Below are 21,326 nucleotides of genomic sequence, written 5' to 3'. Positions count from 1 at the left end.
CCGAACGCGGACACGGATTTCGGCCGGGGCCGGCGCGGGGAGGCTCAGGAGGGCCAGGCCCCGCAAGGCTCCAACGTCATCGTGGGATCTCCACCCGCGCGCGGCAGTGCGCCGAAGGCAGGTCGGCCTCAGTAGAAATCGCACCTGGCGCTCAGGGCAGGCATGAACAGCGGGAAGAGGGGGGCCGTGAGGGGCTCGCCCGGAAACCAGGCCGAGGCGGCTTGATCGACCCCAGCCGCGGTGTCGACGAACCCCCGCCGGCTCGACGCCGGCCTCGGCACGGCGATGAGCAGGGGCACCGCGAGCCCCAGGGTGAGCTCGACCCGCCTGGCCAGCCTGACGCCGGCGCGCACCTCGGGCGCGACGTACACGAAGCGCGCCGCCGCGCTCCGCTCGATCGGGCCGAACGACGGCGCGCCGCCCGTCGACGCCCGCGCGCTCGCGCGCGATTCCGCGACCGCGCCGAACAGCCCGCCGGCGCCCAGCCGCGCGTGGAGCAGGAGGCGCTCGCCCGACGAGTACCCGACCCAGGCGCCGAAGAGCGCGCCGCGGAGCGCCGTCGTGTCGTCGACGCGCACCGCGTACGACGCCCCGCCGGCGGCCTCGAGCGTCGCGACGCGCCCGCGGACGGCTTGCTGCACGCCCAGATAGCCCGCGGAGGCGCCGAACGAGAGGTGGTCGACGCCGTACCCTCCGTGGACGAGCAAGCCGACGCCAGACCCGAGGGGTTCGCTGCAGGACCCCGGGCACACCGCCGGCGTGCCTCCGCCGAACGACGCCACGAGCGGCGCCGCGGCGCTCACCTCGGCGAGCAAGCGGGGCGTACGGCGCGGGCCGCGCGCCTCGCGGTCGTCGATGGCTCCAGCGTCTCGCCCCAGCCGGATCCGGCGTGCGTCCGGCCCCTCGCTCGGCGGCTCGGCGACCTCGAGCGTGCCCGTCTCCTGGAGCCGGATCAGCCGTGCCGTCACCTGGACCGTCTCCCCGCCGTCCACGTCGAGGCGCTGCTCGAACGGCTGGTACCCCGCCTTGACCACGCGGACGGTGTGGGGGCCGCGAGGCACGCGCAAGGGCGCGCCGAGCGGCAGCTCGCCGCGCGGTACGCCGTCGAGCAGGACCGTCGCGCCCGGTTCGGCGCCCACGATCCCGATGGCCCCGACGGCATTGTAAAGGAGCTTTACCACCAGCAGGATGTCGCGCTCGTCCTCGCCCTTGAGCCGTTCGGAGAAGTCGCGCAGCGCGCTCTCGTACAGCTCGATGGCCTCCACGTAGCGCTCGAGCTGGATGAGACACGCGGCGGCGTTGGTCGTCCCGTTCAGCGTCACGAACAACGCGCGCGACGCCTGGAACTCGGCGAGCGCCTCGGCCCAGCGCTCCTGATCGCGCAGCGCGATGCCGCGCTGGAAGTGCGCGCGCGCGTCCTCGCGACGCCGGACCTCGACGGGCCCGCCCGGCTGCGCGGCGGCGAGCGAACCGAAGGGCAGCGGCGCCAGGAGCGCCGCCGCGAGGAGGAGGCCGCCATGCGCGGCCCGTCGGCGCGCCGTGCCCGGCATCGCGCGCGCCCTCATTCGAAGGCGTCTCCGGCCAGCACGCCGCTGCGCGGCTTGCCGCGCGCCTCCGCGGCCGCGCCGGTCGGGCACCTGGGGGTGACCTGCGCCGCCGGGGGACAGACGCACGCCGGGCCCTCGCTCGGCCGCGCGGCGCCGAGCGCAGCGCCCAGCGCGGATTCGGGCGGCGACTCCATCGCCAGGTGACCCGCCAGCACGTCGTGCTCGGCGGCGACACCGGGCAACATGGATTCGAGCGCCGGCTCCGGCGTCTCGGCGAGCTCCGGCGTCTCGGCGAGCTCCGGCGCGGCGGCGTCGACGGCTCCGGCGGCCGGCGGCTCGGCGGGCGCGGCCGGGAGGAGGCCGCGCCCGGAGCGGCGCGCCGCCCGCGCCAGCGCGGCGAGATCGAGCGAGGGCGGCGAGGCGCCGGCGTCCGTGAGGGTCACGGCGGTCTCGCCGTGCATCACCCCCCTGGAGACCCGCACCCGGTACGTCTGCCCGACCTTGCCCGAGAGCTCGATGACGCCGTCCCGCCGCCGCACCGGGACGCCGTCGACCTCGACGATGGCGTCGGCGGGCAGGACGAGCAGCTTCACCCGGCGCTCACCGGCGCCGAGCCTGTGCACCGCAGGCCGCGCCGCCGCGGGGGCGCGGGCCTCGACGGCGGTCTCGCCGGCGGACGTCGCCGGCTCGGCGCCGCCCTCCTCGACGCCGGGCTGCCCGCACGCGCCCAGGGCCGACATGAGCACCAGCGCCGCCGCCGCGGCCGTGTCGCGCGCCATCATCGCCCCCGGCCCTCCGCGAGGAGCGGCGCGCGCTGGTACGAGCGCTCGCACGCCACGTGCCGCTCCCGGGCGGCGGACGCCGTCTCCCCGAGGTAGGTGACGCGCATGTGCGGCGGCAGGCAATCGGTGTGCGCGGTCAGCAGGCGCTTCTTCAGGGTGTCCACGTCGATGCTCCAGGTGTGAATGCCGTTGTCCATGGCGACGGTCATCAGGCGTTGCCCTCCGTCGAGGAAGGCCAGCGCGATGACCGGCGCCGACGCGCCGAGCACGATGGGCGCGCCCTCGCCTGCAGCGCTCCAGAGGCGGACGGTGGCGTCCGCCGACGAGGTGACCACGCGCTCGCCGTCGGGGCTGAAGAGCGCGCGAAGGACCGCGCCGTCGTGCCCGCGCAGCACGACGGGCTCTCCCTCGCCGTCGGCGCGCCACACGCGCGCGGTCCCGTCGTCGGACGCCGTGACGACGCGCTCGCCGTCAGGGCTCCACGCGCCGGCGTGGACGCCGCCGCCGTGCCCGCGCAGCACGACGGGCGCGCCCTCGCCGCGCGCGCTCCACACCCGCGCCGTGTGGTCGAGCGACGTGGTGAGCACGCGGGCGCCGTCAGGGCTCCACGCGGCGGAGGTGAGCCAGTCCTCGTGCCCGCGCAGGACGACGGGCTCGCCCTCGCCATCGGCGCGCCACACCCGCGCGGTGCCGTCGTCGGACGCCGTGACGACGCGCTCGCCGTCGGGGCTCAACACGGCGGCGCGCACCTCGGCCTCGTGGCCCCTGAGCACGACGGGCTCGCCCTTGCCGTCGGCGCTCCATACGCGCGCCGTGCGATCGAACGAGGCCGTGACGACGCGCGCGCCGTCGGCGCTCGGCGCCGCGCTCGCCACCCACCCCTCGTGACCCCTGAGCACGACAGGCTCGCCCTCGCCGTCGACCCGGAAGACGCGCGCCGTCCGGTCCTCGTGCGCCGCGACGACGCGCTCGCCGCCCTCCACGATGGACGCCGCGTGGAAGAAGCCGAGGTCGCGACGCCGGTGCGGCATCGCCCGGAGCGGCTCGGCGCTCCACACCCTCGCGGTGCGGTCGGACGAGCGCTCCCACGGATCGGACGCCGCGGTGACGACGCGCGCGCCGTCGGGGCTCCACGCCGCGGAGCGGAGCGGCGCGCGGTGCCCGACCAGGACGAGCGGCGGGCCGCTGCCGTCCGCCGGCCAGAGGCGCGCCGTCCGGTCCGCGGAGGCGCTGGCGACGTACTCGCCGTCGGGGCGCCACGAGACGAAGGTCACGGCGAGCGCGTGGCCGGAGAGCACGACCGGCTCGGCGTCGCCGGCGGCGCGGAAGACGCGCACGGTCCGATCGGCCGAGGCGGTGGCCACGCGCAGGCCGTCGGGGCTCACGGCCGCGTGGAGGACGCTGTCCTCGTGCCCGGCGAGCACCACGGGCGCGCCGGCGCCCGCCAGCGTGAAGACGCGCGCCGTCCGGTCGCGCGAGCCGGTGACGACGCGCGTGCCGTCGGGGCTCACGGCCACGGAGATCACCTCGCCGGTGTGCCCGCGGAGGACGCGGCTCGTGCCGTTCGCGATCCGCCAGACGCGCGCCGTCCGGTCGTCGGAGGCGGTGACGACGCGCGCGCCGTCGGGGCTCCACGCGGCCGCGTTGATGCGGCCGCGGTGGCCCGCGAGGACGACCGGATCGCCCTCGCCGTCCATGCGCCACACGCGCGCGGTGCCGTCGGCCGAGGCCGTGAGCACGCGCGCGCCGTCCGGGCTCGCGGCCACCGCGGTGACGGCGCCGCGGTGGCCGCTCAGCACCACGGGCTCTCCCTCGCCGTCGGTGCGCCACACGCGCGCGGTGCCGTCCTCCGAGCCCGCGAGCGCGCGCTCGCCGTCGGGGCTCCACGCGGCCGCGAGGATGGCCCCGCCGCCGCCCTCGAGCACCACGGGCTGGCCGGTGCCGTCGGCGCGCCACACGCGCGCGGTGCCGTCGGCCGAGGCCGTGAGCACGCGCGTGCCGTCGGGGCTCCACACGGCCGCGGCGAGGGCGCCCGCGTGCCCGCGGAGGGTCGCGCGGAGCGCGTTCGCGTTGAGGGCGTCGCTCGCCAGCTCGATCCAGCCGCGGCGCGCGCTCGGCAGCTCCGCCTCGGGCAGGAGCTTCATCGCCAGCGGGAGCTGCGCGCGCACCGCGAGCTCGCGGAAGCCGGCGAGGATCCTGGCGTCGTGCGCCTCGGAGCGCCGCTCCTCCGCGGCGTCCCGCTGCCGGTCGGCCTCGCGTCGAGCCCGGACCTCCTCGACGCGCAGGCGATCGGCGCGGAGCTTCTGGCCGTACGCCACCGCGCCGAGCGCCGCCGCGCCGGCCGCGACAAGGAGCGCCGCCGCGGCGACGGCGGCGGAGCGGCGCCGCCGCGCGCGCTCCTCGGCGAGCCTCGCCTCCGCCTCGGCCCGCTCGCGCCGCCGCGCCTCCAGGTGCTGGCGCTGCTGCCGCTGCTCGAAGACCTCGCGCGCGAGCCAGTCGTGGCCGATCTCGAAGTACCGGCTCCCCTGGTGCTCCGCCGCGTGGAGGATGGCCGCCCCCTCCAGCGCCTTCAGCGCCGGCCCGAGCTCGTCCGCGGGGAGGATCCGGAGCAGCTCCTTCTCGGTGCGCAGCGTGCGGCTGCCGTCCGCCGTCACCAGGTGATCCTCGAGCAGCCGCTCGGCCCCGCCGCGCAGCGCGCCGAGGCCGGCGAGCGTCGCCTCCAGGTACCGGCGCAGGATGGCCTCGGCGTCGACCGCGCCTTCCGCCGCTCCCCCCTCCGCGCGCTGCGCGAAGAGCGCGCGGCACACGATCTGCGCGTACGCGGCCTGCGCCTCGGCCTCGTCGCCCGGGGCCTGGCCGGGCACGCGCACCTGGAGCAGGAGCGGGCGCATGTCCGCCGGCGCCCACGCCTGCGGCGGCTCGCCCGCGGCGGCCGCCTGGCAGACGGCCTCGCAGAGCTCGGCGACCGTCAGCGGGCCGACGCGGAAGCCGTGATCGAGGAGCCGGCGGTGCTCGCGCAGCCGATCGCGGAAGCGGCCGAGGTAGTCCTCGCGGAGCGACAGCACCAGGCGCAGGTTGCGGGTGGGCAGCCCGGCGAGGCGGTCCACGCAGTCGAAGAGCGCCTCGGCCTCGGCCGCGCCGCGCGTCGCGTAGAGCAGCTGCTCGATCTGATCGAGGTAGACGACGGCGAGCCGCGGCGACCCGCGCGCCGCGCGCTGCGCCGCCGTGAGCAGCGCGTCCGCGGGCGAGGCGCCGGCCGGCCGGTCGCCGAGGCCGAGGGCGCCGTACACCGCGTCCGCGAGCCAGCGCGTCGCGTCCTGATCCTCGGGCCAGGCGTCGACCCGCGCCACGCGGACCTCCTGCTTCTCGATGAGCGACGGGAGGACCGCCGCCTGCACCAGGGAGGACTTGCCCGCGCCGGACGGCCCGAACACGGTGACGCAGCGGTTGGCGAGGATGGATGCCTCGAGCCGATAGGCCAGGTCGCCTCGCCCGTAAAAGCGATCACGGTCGGAAGCGCGGTAAGGTTGGGGACCTGGAAAGGGGTTCTGCATTGCGGGGCAGCGAGAGCGAGTAACGGATGGATTCGGCGCAAACACCTGATTGGTTCTCAAGGATCCAAAGGTCGCTCCGGGGCTCGCGATCGACCCGGGGGCGGCGCGCTCCCGGGGGGCGCGCACTTGTCGGGCGACTCCGAGCGGGTCACCCAGCGACGGAGGTCGATGTTCGCCGTCCCCAGGAAGGCTCCCTTGAGCACGCGGACGTTGTAGGTGACGCCGGGCGCCGTCTTCTGCGCCTCTCCCCACTCGCCGAGGGTGCCGCCGAGCTCGATCGACGCGCCGCCCTCGCAAGAGAGCTTCCCCTTCCAGGCCGCGCGGCCCGTGTCGAGCGCCGCGATGTTGAACGAGCACGCGTCGAGATCGCAGACGTTGCCCGGACCCACGGCCGAGCCGGCGCAGTCTCTCTTCTGGTAAACCACGCTGAAGCACTCGGGATAGTCCGCGAAGAAGAGAGAGGTCCCCTGGAGCTTGCGGCCCGACGTGCTCGACGCGCTCACGGAGGTCCCTCCGATCGAGGAGGCGTCGATCGCCAGGGTCGCGGCGACCGCCTGCTCGGCCGCCACCTCGAGCGTCCCCGCCATGATCGCGCGCGTCAGCACCCTGACGTAGCTCGTCCCGGTCTCGGCGAACAGGCTGGTGCACGCGCCGCTCGCGTCGAGGTACACCGCCGAGAGCCTGCTCTCCACGAGGTCCGTCAGCGTGACGTTCGCGCTCCGCTCCGAGGACACGCCGGCCGAGGAGGCGACCTTGACGGCTGCGCCGAAGTCGCCGGAGAGCTTCCCGTCGAGCACGTCCCCGTAGTGGAGCGTCACCTTCGACCAGCTCGGCGCCGCCGTGCCCTGGTCGCCGTCGAAGCAGGCGTTGGTCTCGGGCTGGTCCCCGAGCAGCCGGCGTCCGAGGCTCGCGGCGCCGCTCGCCGGCGTCCGCGCGCGGTAGTCCGGCGCGAGGTCCTTGATCGCCTCGTCGAGCGTGACCGTCGCGGTGCTCGCGCACGCCGCGAGCGGGAGCGCGGCCAGCGCCGCGATCGCGAGGCAGATCGGCGAGCGCCTTCTGTCATCGTCAATCTTCACGGTTGATCTCCTTCGAGCGCGCCATGGCCGCGGTCAGGGCGAGATGGCCGAGAGGACGTCCTCTATCTCGCCGGCGAGCTGGTCGACGTCCGCCGCCGCGTCGTTGGCGAGCCAGTCGATATCGCCCTTCCGGCGGTAAACCTCGGCGCGGATCCGTGGGACGACCACGAGCTCTTCGTCCTGGGTGAGCTCGTCGGCGAGCAGGGTGATCGAGAGCTCGCACACCTTGGTGCTGCCCTCCGGTTCGGGGATCCGCAGGGTCACCGTGGCCGTGGCGCTCTCGGTGTCGAGGCGCGCGGCCGCGCGGCCCTCGAAATGGGCGGACAGGGCCTCGCCCACCGACCGCAGCAAGGTCTGTATCGCGCGCCTCGGTGGCTCGCCGGGGCCGAGCCGCGTACGAAGAGAGACGCCCACCGTCACCGACGACGATCCGCCGAACGCGACGGGCTCATCCCGATTCATGTGTTCTTTCGCTGGCACGGGCATACCTGCCATGAAACAGACGACGTCGCGTTTTGTCAGCTTAAGAGAAATTAAGGCGTGTCGTGCATGCGTCCGCTCAACCCGCCTTCCCCTGCTTGGCATACTCCTTCCGGATGCCCTGCAGGAGGTCGTCTGCCGTGAGGGGGCGGCTGCCCTCTCTCAAGGCCTCGAGCGAGGCGTAGCGGATCACGTTCATGATCGCGCCCCCCGCGAGCGCGTGCTCGCGCGCGATCTTCTCCAGGTCCACGGCGCCGTCGAGTCTCGCCTTGGGCGAGAGCCCCTGCCGCCACAGCCGCGCGCGCTCCTCGGCGCGCGGCATCGGAAAGTAGATGATCGACTCGAACCGCCGCGCGAAGGCGTCGTCGAGGTTGTCGCGCAGGTTGGACGCCAGGACCGCGAGCCCGTCGAAGGTCTCGATGCGCTGGAGGAGGAAGGAGACCTGCTGGTTGGCGTAACGGTCGTGCGCGTCCCGCGTCTCGCTGCGCTTGCCGAAGAGCGCGTCGGCCTCGTCGAAGAACAGGATCCAGCCCCTGCGCTCGGCCTGGTCGAAGACCCGGCCGAGGTTCTTCTCCGTCTCCCCGAGGTACTTCGACACCACCAGGGAGATATCCACCTTGTAGACCTCACGGCCGGCGGACTTGCCGAGCAGGCAGGCGGTCATCGTCTTGCCCGTGCCCGGCGGGCCATAGAAGAGGCTGCGGTAGCCGGGGCGCAGCTTCCCGGCCATGCCCCAGTCCGCCATCAACGTCCCTCCGTGCTCGATCCAGGTCTCGATCTCCTCGAGGTGCTTGCGGGTGCTGGGCTGCAGCACCACGTCCTCCCAGCCGAGGCGCGTCTCGATCCGCTGGGCGGGGAAGCCGGGCCCGCAGCCGCGCCGCCGCGGCTCGCCGGTGGTGAAGAGACAGAGCAGCTCCTCCGAGATCTGGAGGGGCGCCTTCATCGGCGTCACCTCGTCGCCGCCGCCGAGCCTGAGGACGTCGTGCCTTGCGAAGAGGTGCTCTGGATCCAGGAGGAGCTGCGCCGAGAACCGGACCGCGAGGTCGTCGCCGCCGAGGAGGAACGCCAGCGTCTCGGCCGTGGGCAGGAGCTCGCCGCCGGCGCTGAGCTGGGCGCCGCCGAACTCGGTGAGCCGCCGATCCACGGCGGCGTCGCGGCCGAAGCAGACGTCGAGGAGCTGGGGCCGCAGGTGCGGGACCAGGGCGAGCACCAGGGCGAGGCGCTCGACGAAGGAGAGCTGATGGCGCCGCACGAAGCCGGCATACTCCGAGCTCGACCCGCCGAGGTCCGGCGGCGCGATGTCGAGCACGCTCCCGTCGGTTGCACCGTTGCCGACATGGATCTTGATCCGCGCCTCGAGGACGCTGCGAAACCAGAATAGCTCCCGCTCGAGGTCGGCGGCGTTCTCCACGATCTTGGTCATCCTTGCCATACCCATCGAGCCGCGGCGCTCCTCCTCGCTCCAGAACCGCTGCGCGAAGGTGGCACGACGCGCCCCGGTCGCGCCGCTAAATACGAGGCTTCTTAAAATGGCTTAAGTTGTCGATGCGGCCGGCCGCGGGTACTACCGATGTCGAGCTCGGCGCCGGCGGGGGACCCATGACCTCGCCCGCGGGCGTCGATGCGCCGTTCCATCGTGGCGATCCGCTCGACGCCGCCTGACGCTCAGGCGTCGCGCCGCGGATGCGCTGACCCAAGATCTTCAAGGATGAGAGCCAATGAGCGCGGGACAAGCTCAGGGCTCCAGGAGCCATCAGCCGTGATCAGCAAACTCCTCGTCCTGCTCAGGAACACGGTGAACGAGCACCTGACCGCGAGCGCGGGCTGGCGCGGCCCGGTGCCCGACCAGGGGCCAGTCGCATTCCTCGACAGCGAGGCGGCGGACGGCCTCGAGCTCAAGCTCGGAGCCGTCACGCTCCTCCTGGTCAACCTCGAGGAGGATCACACGCTGAGGCCGGCCGACCCGTTCCGGGTGACGCTGCCGGACGGCACCACGCAGCGCGTCCAGCCGGCGATCCAGATGAACGCTTATGTCCTCTTCGCCGCCCGCTTCAAAGAGTACGAGCAAGGCCTGCGGTGCATCTCGCTGATCCTGCAGCTCTTCCAGGGCCGCCGGGTCCTCGATCACGAGAACACGCCGGCGCTGAGCGGCAGGATCGACAGGCTCACCATGGAGCTCTTGACGCTCCCGCTCTCCGAGCTGAACCAGCTCTGGGGCGTGCTCCGGAGCGCATATCAACCTTCGCTCCTCTACAAGGTCCGGATGGTCGTCTTCCAGGACGAGGACGCCTTCGGCGCGCCGCAGATCACCGAGCCGGTGCTGAGGATCCACCCGTGAAGCACGCCGCGATCCTCGAGGTGCTCTTGCAGCACGCGTTCTACACCGACCTCCGGAGTCCGGACCTCTCGATCGAGCCGAGCGACGCCACGGCGCGCCTGCTCCGCGATCATCGCTGTCTCTGGCGAACGAGCTCCCAGGGCGTCCGGGTCCTCTCTCCGCTCGACCCGACGGGACAACCGTTCCTCCCGCTCCCGGGGGACGCCGCGCTGCTCTTCTACCTGGCGGTCCGGGGCGGCGACTTCGCCGCCGTCACGGATCTCGCCAGCCTCCGCGGGCGCTCGGCGCCGGTCTTCACGGACGCCGGCGCGGGGACCGACGGCGAGCTGCGGCTCGCCCCCGCCGACCCGGCGCGGCCGCGGCTCCCGCCGGGCGCCCTCGCCGCCGTCGAGATCCGCCCCGGGAGCGCGCCGCGGCCCGCACGCTTCCAGGTGAGCTTCCCGGCCAGGCAGGCGCGTTGGGCCTACTACTGCGTCACCGACCTGGCGCCCGCCGGGGGCGAGCTCGCGGTGGTGGACGCCTCGCCCGCCGGGGCCGCCGGCGCGCTGCGCTTCAGCGCGGTGACGCCCGAGCCGACGGACCCGGTCGCGGCGCAGATCGAGCGTCGGTATCCCGGGATGCGCTGCGCGCGCTTCGTCTCCGACCAGCCCGTCGCCGCCCGCGCAGAGCCGAGGAGGAGCCTCGAGCTCCGGCTCGGCCCCGACCGCGTGGCGGGCCCGCTGCCCAATCCGTCGATGCAGAGCGCTGCAAAGGAGGATCTGCTGTTTCAGATCATCATGTATCGAGCGCAACCGTTTCAAACCCCCTGAGATCGAGGAACAATGCCTGCTTATAAGACGCCCGGTGTTTACGTGGAAGAGGTGTCGACCCTGCCGCCCTCTGTGGCGGAGGTGTCCACTGCGGTCCCCGCCTTCATAGGTTATACCGAGAAGGGCCCGCAGATCGCCCAGGTGAGCACGATGCTCGAGTACGAGCAGCTCTTCGGCGGACCCAAGCTCGCGAGCTTCACGGTCACGGTGGACGCCTCGTCCCAGGTGACCGGCGTGAAACGGAGCCCCGATCCCGGGTTCCTGCTGTACTACGCCGTGAGCCACTACTTCAAGAACGGGGGCGGGAAGTGCTATATCGTGTCCGCCGGAGACTACGCGTCGCCGCCCGCCAAGGACAAGCTCGCCGCCGGCCTCTCGCTGCTCGAGAAGGAGGACGAGCCGACGCTGATCGTCTTGACCGACGCCGTGAGCCTCGACGCCGCGGACTACCACGAGCTGTGCCGGGCGGCCCTCGACCAGTGCGGAAAGCTGGGTGATCGATTCGCGATCTTCGACGTCAAGAGGGACGCGGAGCCGGGCAAGAAGGACATCGACGTGTTCCGCGACGGGATCGGGACGACCGATCTGGCCTACGGCGCCGCCTACTACCCGTACCTCCAGACCTCCCTGAGCTACGCGTACGCGGACCCGGACGTCACCATCGAGGACGGGGCGGCGTCCGGGGTCGCCCTCGACACCATCAAGGCGAGCAAGACGGCGAGCTACCAGCAGGTCAAGGCGAGGCTCGCGGCCGAGCGGGTCGTCCTCCCGCCGAGCGCGGCGGTCGCAGGGATCTACGCCAGCGTCGACCGGGATCGCGGCGTGTGGAAGGCGCCCGCCAACGTCAGCGTCGCGGCCGTGATCGGGCCGGTGCTGAAGATCACGAGCGAGGCGCAGGACGCCCTCAACGTCGATCCGACGGCGGGTAAGTCGATCAACGCGGTGCGCGCGTTCACCGGCAAGGGGACGATCGTGTGGGGCGCGAGGACCCTGGCCGGCAACGACAACGAGTGGCGGTACATCTCGGTCCGGCGGCTCTTCATCATGATCGAGGAGTCGGCCCGAAAGGCGACCTCCTTCGCGGTCTTCGAGCCCAACGACATGACGACCTGGCTGAAGGTCAAGGGGATGATCGAGAGCTTCCTCTACGGCCTCTGGGAGCGCGGCGCGCTGGCCGGGGCGTCCCCGGCGGCGGCCTACTTCGTCAACGTTGGCCTGGGCAAGACGATGACCAACCAGGACATCCTCGAGGGGCGGATGATCGTCGAGATCGGGATCGCGGCCGTGCGACCGGCCGAGTTCCTCGTCCTTCGCTTCTCCCACAAGATGCAGGAGGCATAGGCCATGGCACTGACCAAGAGCGAGATCATGACCGCGTATCCTCTCCCGTCGTACAACTACCGAGTCGAGATCGCGGGCGCCGCGGTCGGCTTCTCGGAGATCTCGGGGCTCAGCATCAAGCGCGAGACGACGACCTACAAGGAGAGCCCCACCGGCGGGCCGGCGCCCGGTCCGGTGGTGATGAACATGCCGGCGCAGCGCACCGCGCCGACGATCACGCTGAAGAAGGGCATCGTCAAGAAGACCAGCGTCGCCGCGCTCTACGCCTGGATCAGCGCGATCCAGGTGAACCAGGTCGAGAAGAAGGACATCTACGTCCGCCTCTGCGACGAGAAGGGCGAGGCGGTGATCAGCTGGAAGGTGCAGAACGCCTTCCCCACCAAGCTCGACGCGCCCACCTTCACGGCTACGTCCAACGAGGCCGCCATCGAGAGCATGGAGCTGATGGCGGACGCGATCCTGATCGAAGAGGCGTAGAGCGGCGCGATGGCCCAGTCGACGGACACCCAGCGGACGAGCTACCCGCTCGCCGCGAGCAACTTCCGCGTGAAGGTGGGCGAGGCCTCGATGAGCTTCACCGAGGTCTCGGGGCTCGCGGCGGAGCGCGAGCACGTGACGTACGAGCACGGCCTGAGCTTCCAGGAGGGCCCGGCGATCATGACGTTCAACGCCAAGCGCTTCACGCCCGTCACCTGCAAGCGCGGCACCGTCCTCAGGGCAGATCCGCTGTTCCTGTTCGACTGGCTGGAGAAGCGGGACACCCGGAGCATGGAGGTCAGCCTCTGTGACGCGACGGGCGCGGCGGTGCTCGCCTGGAAGGTCGCCGTCGCGATCCCCGTCAGCCTCAAGGCGCCGGCCTTCAGCGCCGCCACGAACGACGTCGTCGTGGACACGCTCGAGCTGCGGGTCAGGGAGGTCTCCGTTGTCAGGCTTTGACGTCCGCGAGAGCGGCGGTCCCTCCGGCCGAGATCCGGGGCCCTGCGCGGACCCGCCGCGCGGCGCCCCGGGTCCCGGGCCCAGGGGGTGGAGGTCAGGATCATGAGCGCTGGTATCCCGGAGCTCGCTCCGCAGAGCGAGATCTTCGTCAACTTCCGCTTCGGTGTCTTCTTCTTCGCCGGCGGCGTGGTGCCAAACCCGCTCGACATCCGCTTCAAGAAGGTGACTGGGCTCTCGGCGACGGTGAAGACGACGCCGCTCGAGGAGGGCGGACAGAACCTCTACACCCACGCGCTGCCCTCGAGGGTCGAGCACGGCAACCTGGTGCTGGAGCGCGGCGTGGTCGCGGCTTCGCCGCTGCGCCTCGACTTCCACGCCGCCATGTCCCTCTTCAAATTCGCCCCCTCGAACGTCATCGTGACCCTCTTCGACGAGGCCTACACCCCGGTGTCGGCGTGGTTCTTCACGAGGGCCTTTCCGGTCAAGTGGTCGACCGCCGACCTCGACGTGGAGCCGAAGAAACCGCTCATCGAGTCGCTCGAGCTCGCCTACGCCCGCATGCAAAGCATCAAGGTGTGATCATGCCTGTGGAGATCAAAGAGCTGGTGATCCGCGCCGTCGTCGCGCCCCCGGAGGAGGCGGCGCGCGCGCGCGCCAGGGCGCAGCGCGCGCGCGCCGCCGCGTCCGACGCCGCCGGGCTGGAGGCCGTGGTCGAGGCGGCGGTCAAGGAGGTCCTCCGGGTCCTCAGGGCGTCGAAGGAGAGATGATCGTGGGACTGAACCTCTTCAAGCTCGAGAAGCTCAAGATCAAGGCGTTCAAGGACGTCGGGCGCCGGCAGCCGATCGGGGCGCCGTTCGAGGCGATGTTCAACCCGGCGTCGTTCTCGCAGCGCCACGCGATCGCCTGGGCGGCCAAGCAGGGGGTGGGCTCCAGCGGGCCGCAGCTCTCGTACAGCCGGAGCAAGCCGAGCGAGCTCACGCTCACCCTGGTGGTCGACGGCACCGGCGTGGAGTCGATGGGGGTCGTCGCGCCGGTGCGGAAGAGCGTGAAGGATCGCGTGAAGACGTTCCTGGACGTCACCTTCCGTTACAACGGGGTCATCCACGAGCCCAATTATCTCCTCGTCGAGTGGGGATCGCTGATCTTCTCCTGTCGCCTCTCCGAGGTCGACATCAAGTACACCGCGTTCGAGCGCGACGGCACCCCGCTCCGGGCCGAGATCGAGGTGACGCTGATCTCCGACAAGGCCGCCAAGGCGCTCGCCAGGGAGGAGGGCAAGACGTCGCCGGATCTGACCCACAGCCGGATCGTGCGCAGCGGGGACACGCTGCCGCTGCTGACCAGGGACATCTACGGCTCGTCCGCTCGCTACCTGGACGTCGCGCGATGGAACCGCCTGGACGACTTCAGGCGCCTGATCCCCGGCCAGGAGATCTTCTTTCCGCCGCTCGCCAGCCTGGGCGCCGGCACCTCCGGGGAAAGGTAGGCGACGCCATGCCCGCGGTGACTTCGACTATCCTCAGCGACGGCAAGCCGATGGATCCGGCCTACCAGCTCCTCTCGATCGACATCCGGAGAGAGGTCGACCGGATCCCCCGAGCGGAGCTGCGCGTGCTCGACGGCGACGCCGCTCAGCAGGCGTTCGCCGTGAGCGATACGGGCTTCTTCGCGCCGGGGGCGAAGATCGAGATCCAGCTCCGGTACGAGAAGGAAGAGGACCAGTGCGTCTTCAAGGGGGTGGTGGTGCGGCACGGGGTGGAGGCGGGCGGCGACGGCTCCGTCCTGGTGATCGGGCTCAAGGACGCCGCCGTCAAGCTGACCGGCGCGCGGCGGAGCGCCGTCTTCCGGAAGATGACCGACGGCGCGATCGTGAAACAGCTGATCGAGGCGGCGGAGCTCGAGGTGGGCACCATCGCCGAGACCAGGCCCGAGCACGCGGAGATGGTGCAATACAACGCCACGCCGTGGGACTTCATCGTCTCACGGGCCGGCGCGCTCGGCCTCCTCGTGGTCGTCGAGGACGGCACGATCTCGCTCCGGAAGATGGCGATCGAAGGCGCGCCCAGGCACCGCTTCGCTTATGGCATCACCAAGATCTTCGACGTCGAGATCGAGGCCGACGCCGAGCACCAGTACCGCGCCGTGGAGAGCGTCGCCTGGGACGTGAAGGAGCAGAAGCCCACCGCGGCCAGCAAGGCGAAGAGCGTCCGCGCGACCCAGGGGAACCTCGACGGGGGCAAGCTCGGCGACGCGGTCGGCAACGGCACCTGCGCGCTCTCTCACCCGGTCCCCGTCGCCGCGGAGGAGCTCCAGGCCTGGGCCGACGCCCGCATGGCGAGGAGCCGGATGGCGCTGCTTCGCGGGCGCATCGCGGTGCCGGGCTTCGCCGGCATCAGGCCGCTCGACGTCATGGAGGTCGCGGGGGTCGGCGAGCGATTCAACGGCACGACGCTGGTGACGGGGCTCCGCCACCGGGTCGACGCGTCGGGCTGGCGGACCGACGTGCAGTTCGGGCTCTCACCCGAGGAGCTCGCCTACAAGGAGGATCTCCGCGAGGCGCCGGCGGCCGGGCTCCTGCCCGCGGTGAGCGGGCTGCAGATCGGCGTCGTCGCCGATTTCGAGGACGATCCCGACGAGGAGCTCCGGGTCAAGGTCATCCTCCCCGGGGTCGACGCGAAGCAGGACAAGGCGGTCTGGGCCCGGCTCGCCGCGCCGGGCGCAGGCAAGGCGCGCGGGTACTTCTTCCGGCCGGAGCCCAAGGACGAGGTGGTGATGGGCTTCTTCAACGACGATCCGCGCCGCCCCGTGATCCTGGGGGCCCTCTTCGGGTCGAAGAACGCGCCCCCGGAGGCGATGGGAAAGCCCAGCAAGAAGAACGACAAGAGCGGGATCGTCACCAAGTTCGGGACGACGATACAGCTCCTCGACCCCGACGAGAACAAGGCGTCGGTGTCCATCGAGACAGCTAACGAGAACAAGCTGGTCATCGACGACAGCGCAAAATCGATCGTCCTCTCCGACCAGCACAAGAACTCGATCACCATGGGTGAGGATGGGATCGAGATCAAGAGCAAGGGGGATCAGAGCTCGATTGCCATGGGTAAGGATGGGATCGAGATCAAGAGCAAAAAGCATCTGAATCTGGAGATCAAAGGCAACGTCACGATCAGCGGCAAGAAGGTCGACATCAAATGAGCCAATCGGGACAAGAGGTGAGAGAAATCCATCTCTCGGTGACGGTGGACGAGGCGAACCTGATCCTGGAGGGGATGGGGCTGCTCCCGTTCGCCAGGGTCTACGCGCTGGTCGCCAAGCTGCAGCAGCAGGCAAGGGAGCAGCTCGCCGGCAAGCCCGCCCGGGAGGAGCCGGATGCAACCTGAGAGCTCTTTCCTCGGTCGAGGCTGGGCCTTCCCGCCCTCGTTCAGCCGCGGTGGCGCTGACGTGGAGATGGTCTCGGGCCCCGCCGACGTCCAGCAGAGCCTGCAGATCCTGGTGGGGACCTCGCCGGGCGAGCGGGTCCTTGCGGAGACGTTCGGCTGCGATCTCGCGAGCCTGGTGTTCGAGGAGCTGGATCAGGGGCTGATCAACACCATCGAGCGGCTCCTGACGGACGCGATCCTCGAGCACGAGCCCCGGATCCAGGTCGATCGGATCGACGTCGCGGAGAGCGATACCCAGCCGGGCTGCGTGCTCATCGGGGTCAATTACACCATCAGGGATACGAACTCGCGCTTCAACATGGTCTTCCCGTTCTATCTCACGGAGGCGACCCTCCCCGGGTGGTGAGAGCGCCATGGAGAGACTCATCCTCATCGATGGCGACAAGGCGATCTTCTTCCACACCTTCGAGGCCGCGCTCGTCCTGCCCAGGCCCGGAGAGCTGAAGGGGAGCGGCCCAGCGACGCTGAAGGGGAAGAAGCTCTGCGTCGAAGGCGACGAGGGCAAGGTCTCGGTCGCCAACTGCTCGTACGTGAAGCCGGGGTACCCCATCCCGGGCACGGGCACGCTGAAGATCGCCGCCCTCGAGAGCGATCAGAAGGCGAAGAAGACGAAGACCGGCGACAAGGCGGTCCTCCTGAAAGGGACCACGTTCACCGCGACGTTCGAGGTCCAGAACCCGGCGAAGCAGCCGCCGAAGGGGCCGGGGCCGCCGATCCTGGACTCGACCCCGAAGTACAAGGGCAAAGGCATGTTCACGACGACCAACAAGATCTTCAAGGGAACCTGAAAGGCAGAGCCATCCATGTCGAGCACGTCGAGAGAGCCTGCGGGCGTAGAGCGCGACGGTACGAGCCAGGCGGGGCGCGCGCTCGCCGCGCTCGATCCCGGCTACGTCTCGGTGGACGAGCGAACGTCCGCGGAGCTCCTTTCGTTCGCGCGCGCCTACGGCAAGGAGCTCACGTACTACGGCGCAGGCGGTGAGCCGGAGGGCGACTGGAGCGGGTTCGTCGGCTCGAAGCTCCGGCCCGAGGACGTCGCGGCGTTCCTCCGGGATCCCGGGAAGTTCACCCCCGAGGCCGCGCCCGAGCTCTACCGGCCGCATTTCGTCCTCTTCCTCGCGTTCCTGCAGCTCCTCGAGAGATCGCGGGCCGAGATCAACACGCTGACAGGAAGGCACCTCAACTTCTATTATCGCCAGGTCCTGCGGATGGCCCGGAGGCCGCCCGTCCCGGATCGGGTGAACCTGCTGGTCGATCTCGCCTCCCGCGGCCGGGAGGTCCTGCTGCCCGCTGGGACGCGCCTCGACGCGGGCCCGGACAGCCTTGGACGGGCCCGGATCTATGCGACCGATCGGGATCTCGTCGTCAACCGGACGCAGATCGAAGCGATCAGCTCCCTCTTCATCGATCGCCGGCGCGTGGGGCTCCGCGAGATCTCGAGCCGCCACGCGAACGACAAGCAGCGGGCGTGCGAGGCGATGTTCGCTCTCGCGATCGGAGACCCGCTCCCGCCCTATCCCGGCTCCGCTCAGCCGGTCGACTTCGCCGAGCTGACGAAGCTCCGCGACCTCGTGAGGCGCTCGGACAGCGACTTCTTCATGTCGCCCCCCACGCTGCGCGACCTGATGAACCGGCGGAAGCTGCGCGAGGAGACGCCCTCCGAGTGGGGCGAGATCCACGCCGCGCTGGAGCTCGCCGGCGCGAAGAAGAGGGGCGCGCCGTTCACGCTCGCCCGGAGCTCGCGGGATCTGGAGGCGAACCTCCAGGAGGCCGTGGGGCCTTTCACCTACGGCACGCTCGCCCAGGTGAGCACCGTCGACGATCTCTATGAGCACCGGGCGCGCGGCGACGTCCAGGCGTTCATCCAGGGGACGCTGTACTTCGCGCTCGCCGACTTCGAGCGGATGATGCAGCTCAAGAGGCGGTTCGACGCCGCGTGGGGCGAGATCAACCGCATCCTCGAGAGCGCCGGGCAGAAGCGGCGGAACGACCCGGACTACCGGCTGTTGCCCGCCGACGTCACGGCCTTCGCCGACAACGCGAAGGCGGCTGTCGGCATCGACGGCATCGAGGCGTACTGGGGAGAGGTCCTCGCGCTCGAGGGGTACTTCTATGTGCCGGCGGAGCGCTTCGCCGTGGCCATGGGCGAGGTCCTCGACACGCCGCAGAACGACTGGAACCAGGTATTTTCGATCCTCGAGGAGGCGCACCGGGAGAAGCTCCGCGAGGACCGCAGAGACGAGCTCCGGCGGCTCCACGAGGCCACGCCGCCGGCGCGGCTCGTGGACCTGATCCGGTACGTGCTGGGCGAGGCCCCGAGCCTGGACGAGGACCCCGCCGCGATGGACCGCCTCGAGGCCTACCTCGGCAAGCCGGATCTCGAAAAGCTCCAGGCGTCCGAGGCGGCGAGCGACTGGGAGGCGATCTATGTCCTCCTGGAGATCGCCGAGCGCAATCGGCTCGGCGAGCCGCCGGCGGAGAGGGAGGAGTGGTTCAACCTGTTCCCGGCGGAGGACGCCACCGCGGTGTCCATCCGCTCGGCGGTCACCGCGGGGGGCGCTCCCGCGTGGGCCACCTTCGGGGCGGCGCGGCCCTCCTCGAGCGCGGGCCCCGCTCCGCGGCCTGTCCTCGGCTGGGCCCTCTGCTCTCCGCTGCTGGTGCTCGGCGAAGGCGAGCGCGTCATCACCCTCACCCTGGGGTTCAGCTCCGCGCGCGCCCCCCTCGAGGATCTGTTCCGCAAGGGCGGAGAGCTCCCGCTGCTCTTCCAGCTCAGCACCGCCAAGGGCTGGCTCGAGTGCTCTTCCGTCGGGGTGCAGATCGGCCCGTACAAGGATCTGACCGGCACGACGTCCGAGGGCGACCCCTTGGGAGCCCGATTCACGTTGACCCTCCCGCCCGGCGTCGACCCGATCGCGGCGCCGCCTGCGGGGCTCGCCGGGATCGACAGCCCGTGGCCCGTCTTGCGGCTGATGCTCCGGCCGATCTGGAGCGGGGCATATCGGAAGTACGTGGTCCGCTACCGGGAGCTCGGCGACCTGCTGATGGTGTCCGCGCACGTGAAGGTGGAGGCCCGAGGGCTCAGGGCGCTCAAGCTTCAGAACGACGAGACGACGCTGGACGCGACGAAGCCCTTCGAGCCGTTCGGCAGCGCGCCGGCCGTCGGATCGCGCCTCGTCATCGGCCATCACGAGGTCGCCGGCAAGAAGCTCGACAGCCTGGTCATGAGCTTCCAGTGGATGGGGGCGCCGGCGGACCTCGCGGCTCATTACGCCAACTATCCGTCTGCCCCCTTCGCCTTCACCGCCAGGGTCAGCTTGATCGACCGGCGCGGGGAGACGGAGCTCGCCAAGGCAGCGCCGCTCTTCGGCGCGAAGAGCTCCGATCCGACGTCGATCGCCGTCACCACCGCGCTGGCCGCGGCCGCGGCGCCCGACCCCCGGGCGCTCGTCGAGGGCTCGAGCGACGAGGACCTGCCGGTCTCGGGGCGCACCCTGCAATGGGAGCTGAACGCCCCGGATTTCCAGCACGGGAGCTACCCTGTGGTGGCATCGAGCCAGGCGCTCGCCCTGTCGGTCGCCGTCGCCGGCAACCCCGCGGCGGTCGACGCCGCGCGGTACCAGGTGAACCCGCCTTACACGCCGAAGCTGAAGAGCCTGACGCTCGACTACGCGTCTTCGCTGGAGCTCCGCTTCGACGGCGCGCCGCGCGCCGCGGGCGTCGACCGGGTGTTCCACGTTCATCCCTTCGGCGCCTGTGATGGGGAGAGCGCGCGATCGAGCGCCGGCCTTCCCTTCCTGCCCAGGTACGAGAACGACGGCGAGCTCTACCTCGGCCTGCGCGACCTCGCCCCGCCCCAGACCGTCTCCCTCCTCTTCGAGATGGCGGAGGGCAGCGCCAACCCGGATCTGCCGCAGCGGCCCGTCCGCTGGAGCTGCCTGAGCGGCGACCGCTGGATCCCGCTGGAGCACCATCGGATCTCGGACACGACGCGCGGCCTGATCAACTCCGGAATCGTCGAGCTCGCCCTCGACCGAGTGGAGCCCAGCACCCGGCTGCGCGGCGATCTCTACTGGATCCGCGCCGCCGTGGAGCGGGACACCCGGAGCGTCTGCGACGCCGTCGCGGTCCACACCCAGGCGGTGACGGCCACCTTCGTCGACGACGACAACGCGCCGGATCACTTCGGTGCGCCGCTCCCCGCCGGGACCATCACCAAGCTCAGCTCGGCGATCCCGGAGATCGCGGGCGTGCGCCAGCCCTACGCGTCCCACGGGGGCCGGACGGCCGAGGGCGCGGACACCTGGGCCACGCGCGTCAGCGAGCGCCTCCGCCACAAGCAGCGCGCGCTCACGGTGTGGGACTACGAGCGGCTGGTCCTCGATCGGTTTCCGGCGATCTACCGGGTCAAGTGCGTGCCGGCGACGCTCGGCGAGCCCGGGACGGTGAAGGTCGTCGTCATCCCCGATGTCCGGAACGAGCTGCCGGCAGATCCTTACAAGCCCAAGGCGCCGACGAACCTGCTCGCGGACATCCGGGAGCACCTCGCGGCGCGGGCCCCCGCCTCCGCCTCGATCGCGGTCGTGAACGCCCACTACGTGGACGTCCGTGTCCGCCTCGGCGTGCGCTTCCGGGGCGACGGCGATGACGCTTACTACACCCGGCGGCTCAACGACGATCTCAACCGATTCCTCGCCCCCTGGGCCTACGCCGAGGGCGCCGACCTCGCCATCGGCGGGAGGATCTACGCCAACAGCATCGTCGATTTCGTCGAGCGCCGCCCTTATGTGGACTTCGTCGCGGGCATCAAGCTCTTCCGCAGCGAGGACGGAGAGAGGTTTCAACTGGTGCCGCCTCCGGCCGACGGGAGCGGGGCCTTCGTCGGGACGATGAGGCCTGACGAGGTCCTCACCTCGGCCCGAGAGCACGAGATCGATATCCTCCGCGAAGGTTTGTACGAAGAAGCGCGAATGACGGGCATCAACTTCATGAAGCTCGAGCTCGATTTCTTTATCCACTGAAAGCC

At 71.2% G+C, this 21,326-nt stretch carries 19 protein-coding genes; 13 read left to right on the top strand and 6 right to left on the bottom strand.

Annotated elements, in window-relative coordinates:
* Positions 1–128: 128 nt before the first annotated feature.
* From WMF33_RS26700 to WMF33_RS26675, 6 genes are all read right to left on the bottom strand, one after another.
* Positions 129–1,550 (bottom strand): PEGA domain-containing protein, encoded by a 1,422-nt coding sequence (locus WMF33_RS26700; protein ID WP_437331275.1) that lies wholly within the window; start codon positions 1,548–1,550, stop codon positions 129–131.
* A gap of 11 nt (positions 1,551–1,561) precedes the next feature.
* Positions 1,562–2,329: a hypothetical protein gene (locus tag WMF33_RS26695; protein WP_437322484.1), complete on the bottom strand. Its 768-nt coding sequence runs from the start codon at positions 2,327–2,329 to the stop codon at positions 1,562–1,564.
* Positions 2,326–5,883, bottom strand: coding sequence for an nSTAND1 domain-containing NTPase (locus WMF33_RS26690; RefSeq protein ID WP_437322483.1), 3,558 nt, complete (start codon positions 5,881–5,883; stop codon positions 2,326–2,328). Before WMF33_RS26690 ends, WMF33_RS26695 begins: the two co-directional genes overlap by 4 nt.
* Positions 5,884–5,939: 56 nt before the next feature.
* Positions 5,940–6,959, bottom strand: a complete 1,020-nt coding sequence (locus WMF33_RS26685) for a hypothetical protein (protein WP_437322482.1) — start codon at positions 6,957–6,959, stop codon at positions 5,940–5,942.
* 33 nt (positions 6,960–6,992) lie between these two features.
* On the bottom strand, positions 6,993–7,421 hold the full coding sequence (locus tag WMF33_RS26680; RefSeq protein ID WP_437322481.1) for a hypothetical protein: 429 nt from the start codon (positions 7,419–7,421) through the stop codon (positions 6,993–6,995).
* A 97-nt stretch (positions 7,422–7,518) separates the two neighbouring features.
* The gene (locus WMF33_RS26675; protein WP_437322480.1) at positions 7,519–8,862 is read right to left on the bottom strand and encodes an ATP-binding protein; all 1,344 of its coding nucleotides are present in this window, start codon (positions 8,860–8,862) and stop codon (positions 7,519–7,521) included.
* Between the two features lie 336 nt (positions 8,863–9,198).
* Between WMF33_RS26675 and WMF33_RS26670 the strand changes: the two genes are divergently transcribed.
* From WMF33_RS26670 to WMF33_RS26610, 13 genes are all read left to right on the top strand, one after another.
* The gene (locus WMF33_RS26670; protein ID WP_437322479.1) at positions 9,199–9,777 is read left to right on the top strand and encodes a DUF4255 domain-containing protein; all 579 of its coding nucleotides are present in this window, start codon (positions 9,199–9,201) and stop codon (positions 9,775–9,777) included.
* Positions 9,774–10,586, top strand: a complete 813-nt coding sequence (locus WMF33_RS26665) for a hypothetical protein (RefSeq protein ID WP_437322478.1) — start codon at positions 9,774–9,776, stop codon at positions 10,584–10,586. The genes WMF33_RS26670 and WMF33_RS26665 overlap by 4 nt, the downstream gene beginning before the upstream one ends.
* Positions 10,587–10,598: 12 nt before the next feature.
* Entirely contained in the window at positions 10,599–11,927 is a 1,329-nt protein-coding gene (locus WMF33_RS26660) for a phage tail sheath family protein (RefSeq protein WP_437322477.1), read from the top strand.
* Between the two features lie 3 nt (positions 11,928–11,930).
* On the top strand, positions 11,931–12,404 hold the full coding sequence (locus WMF33_RS26655; RefSeq protein WP_437322476.1) for a phage tail protein: 474 nt from the start codon (positions 11,931–11,933) through the stop codon (positions 12,402–12,404).
* A 9-nt stretch (positions 12,405–12,413) separates the two neighbouring features.
* A complete protein-coding gene (locus tag WMF33_RS26650) occupies positions 12,414–12,863 on the top strand; it encodes a phage tail protein (RefSeq protein ID WP_437322475.1) in 450 nt (149 codons plus the stop codon).
* Positions 12,864–12,965: 102 nt separating this feature from the next.
* Entirely contained in the window at positions 12,966–13,442 is a 477-nt protein-coding gene (locus tag WMF33_RS26645; RefSeq protein ID WP_437322474.1) for a phage tail protein, read from the top strand.
* A 2-nt stretch (positions 13,443–13,444) separates the two neighbouring features.
* A complete protein-coding gene (locus WMF33_RS26640; protein ID WP_437322473.1) occupies positions 13,445–13,630 on the top strand; it encodes a DUF5908 family protein in 186 nt (61 codons plus the stop codon).
* A 2-nt stretch (positions 13,631–13,632) separates the two neighbouring features.
* The gene (locus tag WMF33_RS26635; RefSeq protein WP_437322472.1) at positions 13,633–14,349 is read left to right on the top strand and encodes a CIS tube protein; all 717 of its coding nucleotides are present in this window, start codon (positions 13,633–13,635) and stop codon (positions 14,347–14,349) included.
* 17 nt (positions 14,350–14,366) lie between these two features.
* Positions 14,367–16,058: a type VI secretion system tip protein VgrG gene (gene vgrG / locus WMF33_RS26630; protein ID WP_437322471.1), complete on the top strand. Its 1,692-nt coding sequence runs from the start codon at positions 14,367–14,369 to the stop codon at positions 16,056–16,058.
* Positions 16,059–16,075: 17 nt separating this feature from the next.
* Complete coding sequence (locus tag WMF33_RS26625) at positions 16,076–16,243, top strand: hypothetical protein (RefSeq protein WP_437322470.1); 168 nt, start codon at positions 16,076–16,078, stop codon at positions 16,241–16,243.
* The gene (locus WMF33_RS26620) at positions 16,233–16,649 is read left to right on the top strand and encodes a GPW/gp25 family protein (protein WP_437322469.1); all 417 of its coding nucleotides are present in this window, start codon (positions 16,233–16,235) and stop codon (positions 16,647–16,649) included. The genes WMF33_RS26625 and WMF33_RS26620 overlap by 11 nt, the downstream gene beginning before the upstream one ends.
* 7 nt (positions 16,650–16,656) lie before the next feature.
* Positions 16,657–17,091, top strand: coding sequence for a hypothetical protein (locus WMF33_RS26615; protein ID WP_437322468.1), 435 nt, complete (start codon positions 16,657–16,659; stop codon positions 17,089–17,091).
* A gap of 15 nt (positions 17,092–17,106) precedes the next feature.
* Positions 17,107–21,321: a baseplate J/gp47 family protein gene (locus WMF33_RS26610; RefSeq protein WP_437322467.1), complete on the top strand. Its 4,215-nt coding sequence runs from the start codon at positions 17,107–17,109 to the stop codon at positions 21,319–21,321.
* The last annotated feature ends 5 nt before the right edge of the window (positions 21,322–21,326 follow it).

Source organism: Sorangium sp. So ce394 (genome assembly GCF_051474665.1).
GTDB classification, from domain to species: domain Bacteria; phylum Myxococcota_A; class Polyangia; order Polyangiales; family Polyangiaceae; genus Sorangium; species Sorangium cellulosum_D.
This window is presented reverse-complemented; position numbering and strand designations above follow the sequence as displayed.

Coding starts and splice junctions, on each gene's coding strand:
- WMF33_RS26700 (WP_437331275.1), bottom strand. CDS start 1,550: ATGCCGGGCACGGCGCGCCGACGGGCCGCGCATGGCGGCCTCCTCCTC.
- WMF33_RS26695 (WP_437322484.1), bottom strand. CDS start 2,329: ATGATGGCGCGCGACACGGCCGCGGCGGCGGCGCTGGTGCTCATGTCG.
- WMF33_RS26690 (WP_437322483.1), bottom strand. CDS start 5,883: ATGCAGAACCCCTTTCCAGGTCCCCAACCTTACCGCGCTTCCGACCGT.
- WMF33_RS26680 (WP_437322481.1), bottom strand. CDS start 7,421: ATGAATCGGGATGAGCCCGTCGCGTTCGGCGGATCGTCGTCGGTGACG.
- WMF33_RS26675 (WP_437322480.1), bottom strand. CDS start 8,862: ATGACCAAGATCGTGGAGAACGCCGCCGACCTCGAGCGGGAGCTATTC.
- WMF33_RS26660 (WP_437322477.1), top strand. CDS start 10,599: ATGCCTGCTTATAAGACGCCCGGTGTTTACGTGGAAGAGGTGTCGACC.
- WMF33_RS26655 (WP_437322476.1), top strand. CDS start 11,931: ATGGCACTGACCAAGAGCGAGATCATGACCGCGTATCCTCTCCCGTCG.
- WMF33_RS26650 (WP_437322475.1), top strand. CDS start 12,414: ATGGCCCAGTCGACGGACACCCAGCGGACGAGCTACCCGCTCGCCGCG.
- WMF33_RS26645 (WP_437322474.1), top strand. CDS start 12,966: ATGAGCGCTGGTATCCCGGAGCTCGCTCCGCAGAGCGAGATCTTCGTC.
- WMF33_RS26640 (WP_437322473.1), top strand. CDS start 13,445: ATGCCTGTGGAGATCAAAGAGCTGGTGATCCGCGCCGTCGTCGCGCCC.
- WMF33_RS26620 (WP_437322469.1), top strand. CDS start 16,233: ATGCAACCTGAGAGCTCTTTCCTCGGTCGAGGCTGGGCCTTCCCGCCC.
- WMF33_RS26615 (WP_437322468.1), top strand. CDS start 16,657: ATGGAGAGACTCATCCTCATCGATGGCGACAAGGCGATCTTCTTCCAC.
- WMF33_RS26610 (WP_437322467.1), top strand. CDS start 17,107: ATGTCGAGCACGTCGAGAGAGCCTGCGGGCGTAGAGCGCGACGGTACG.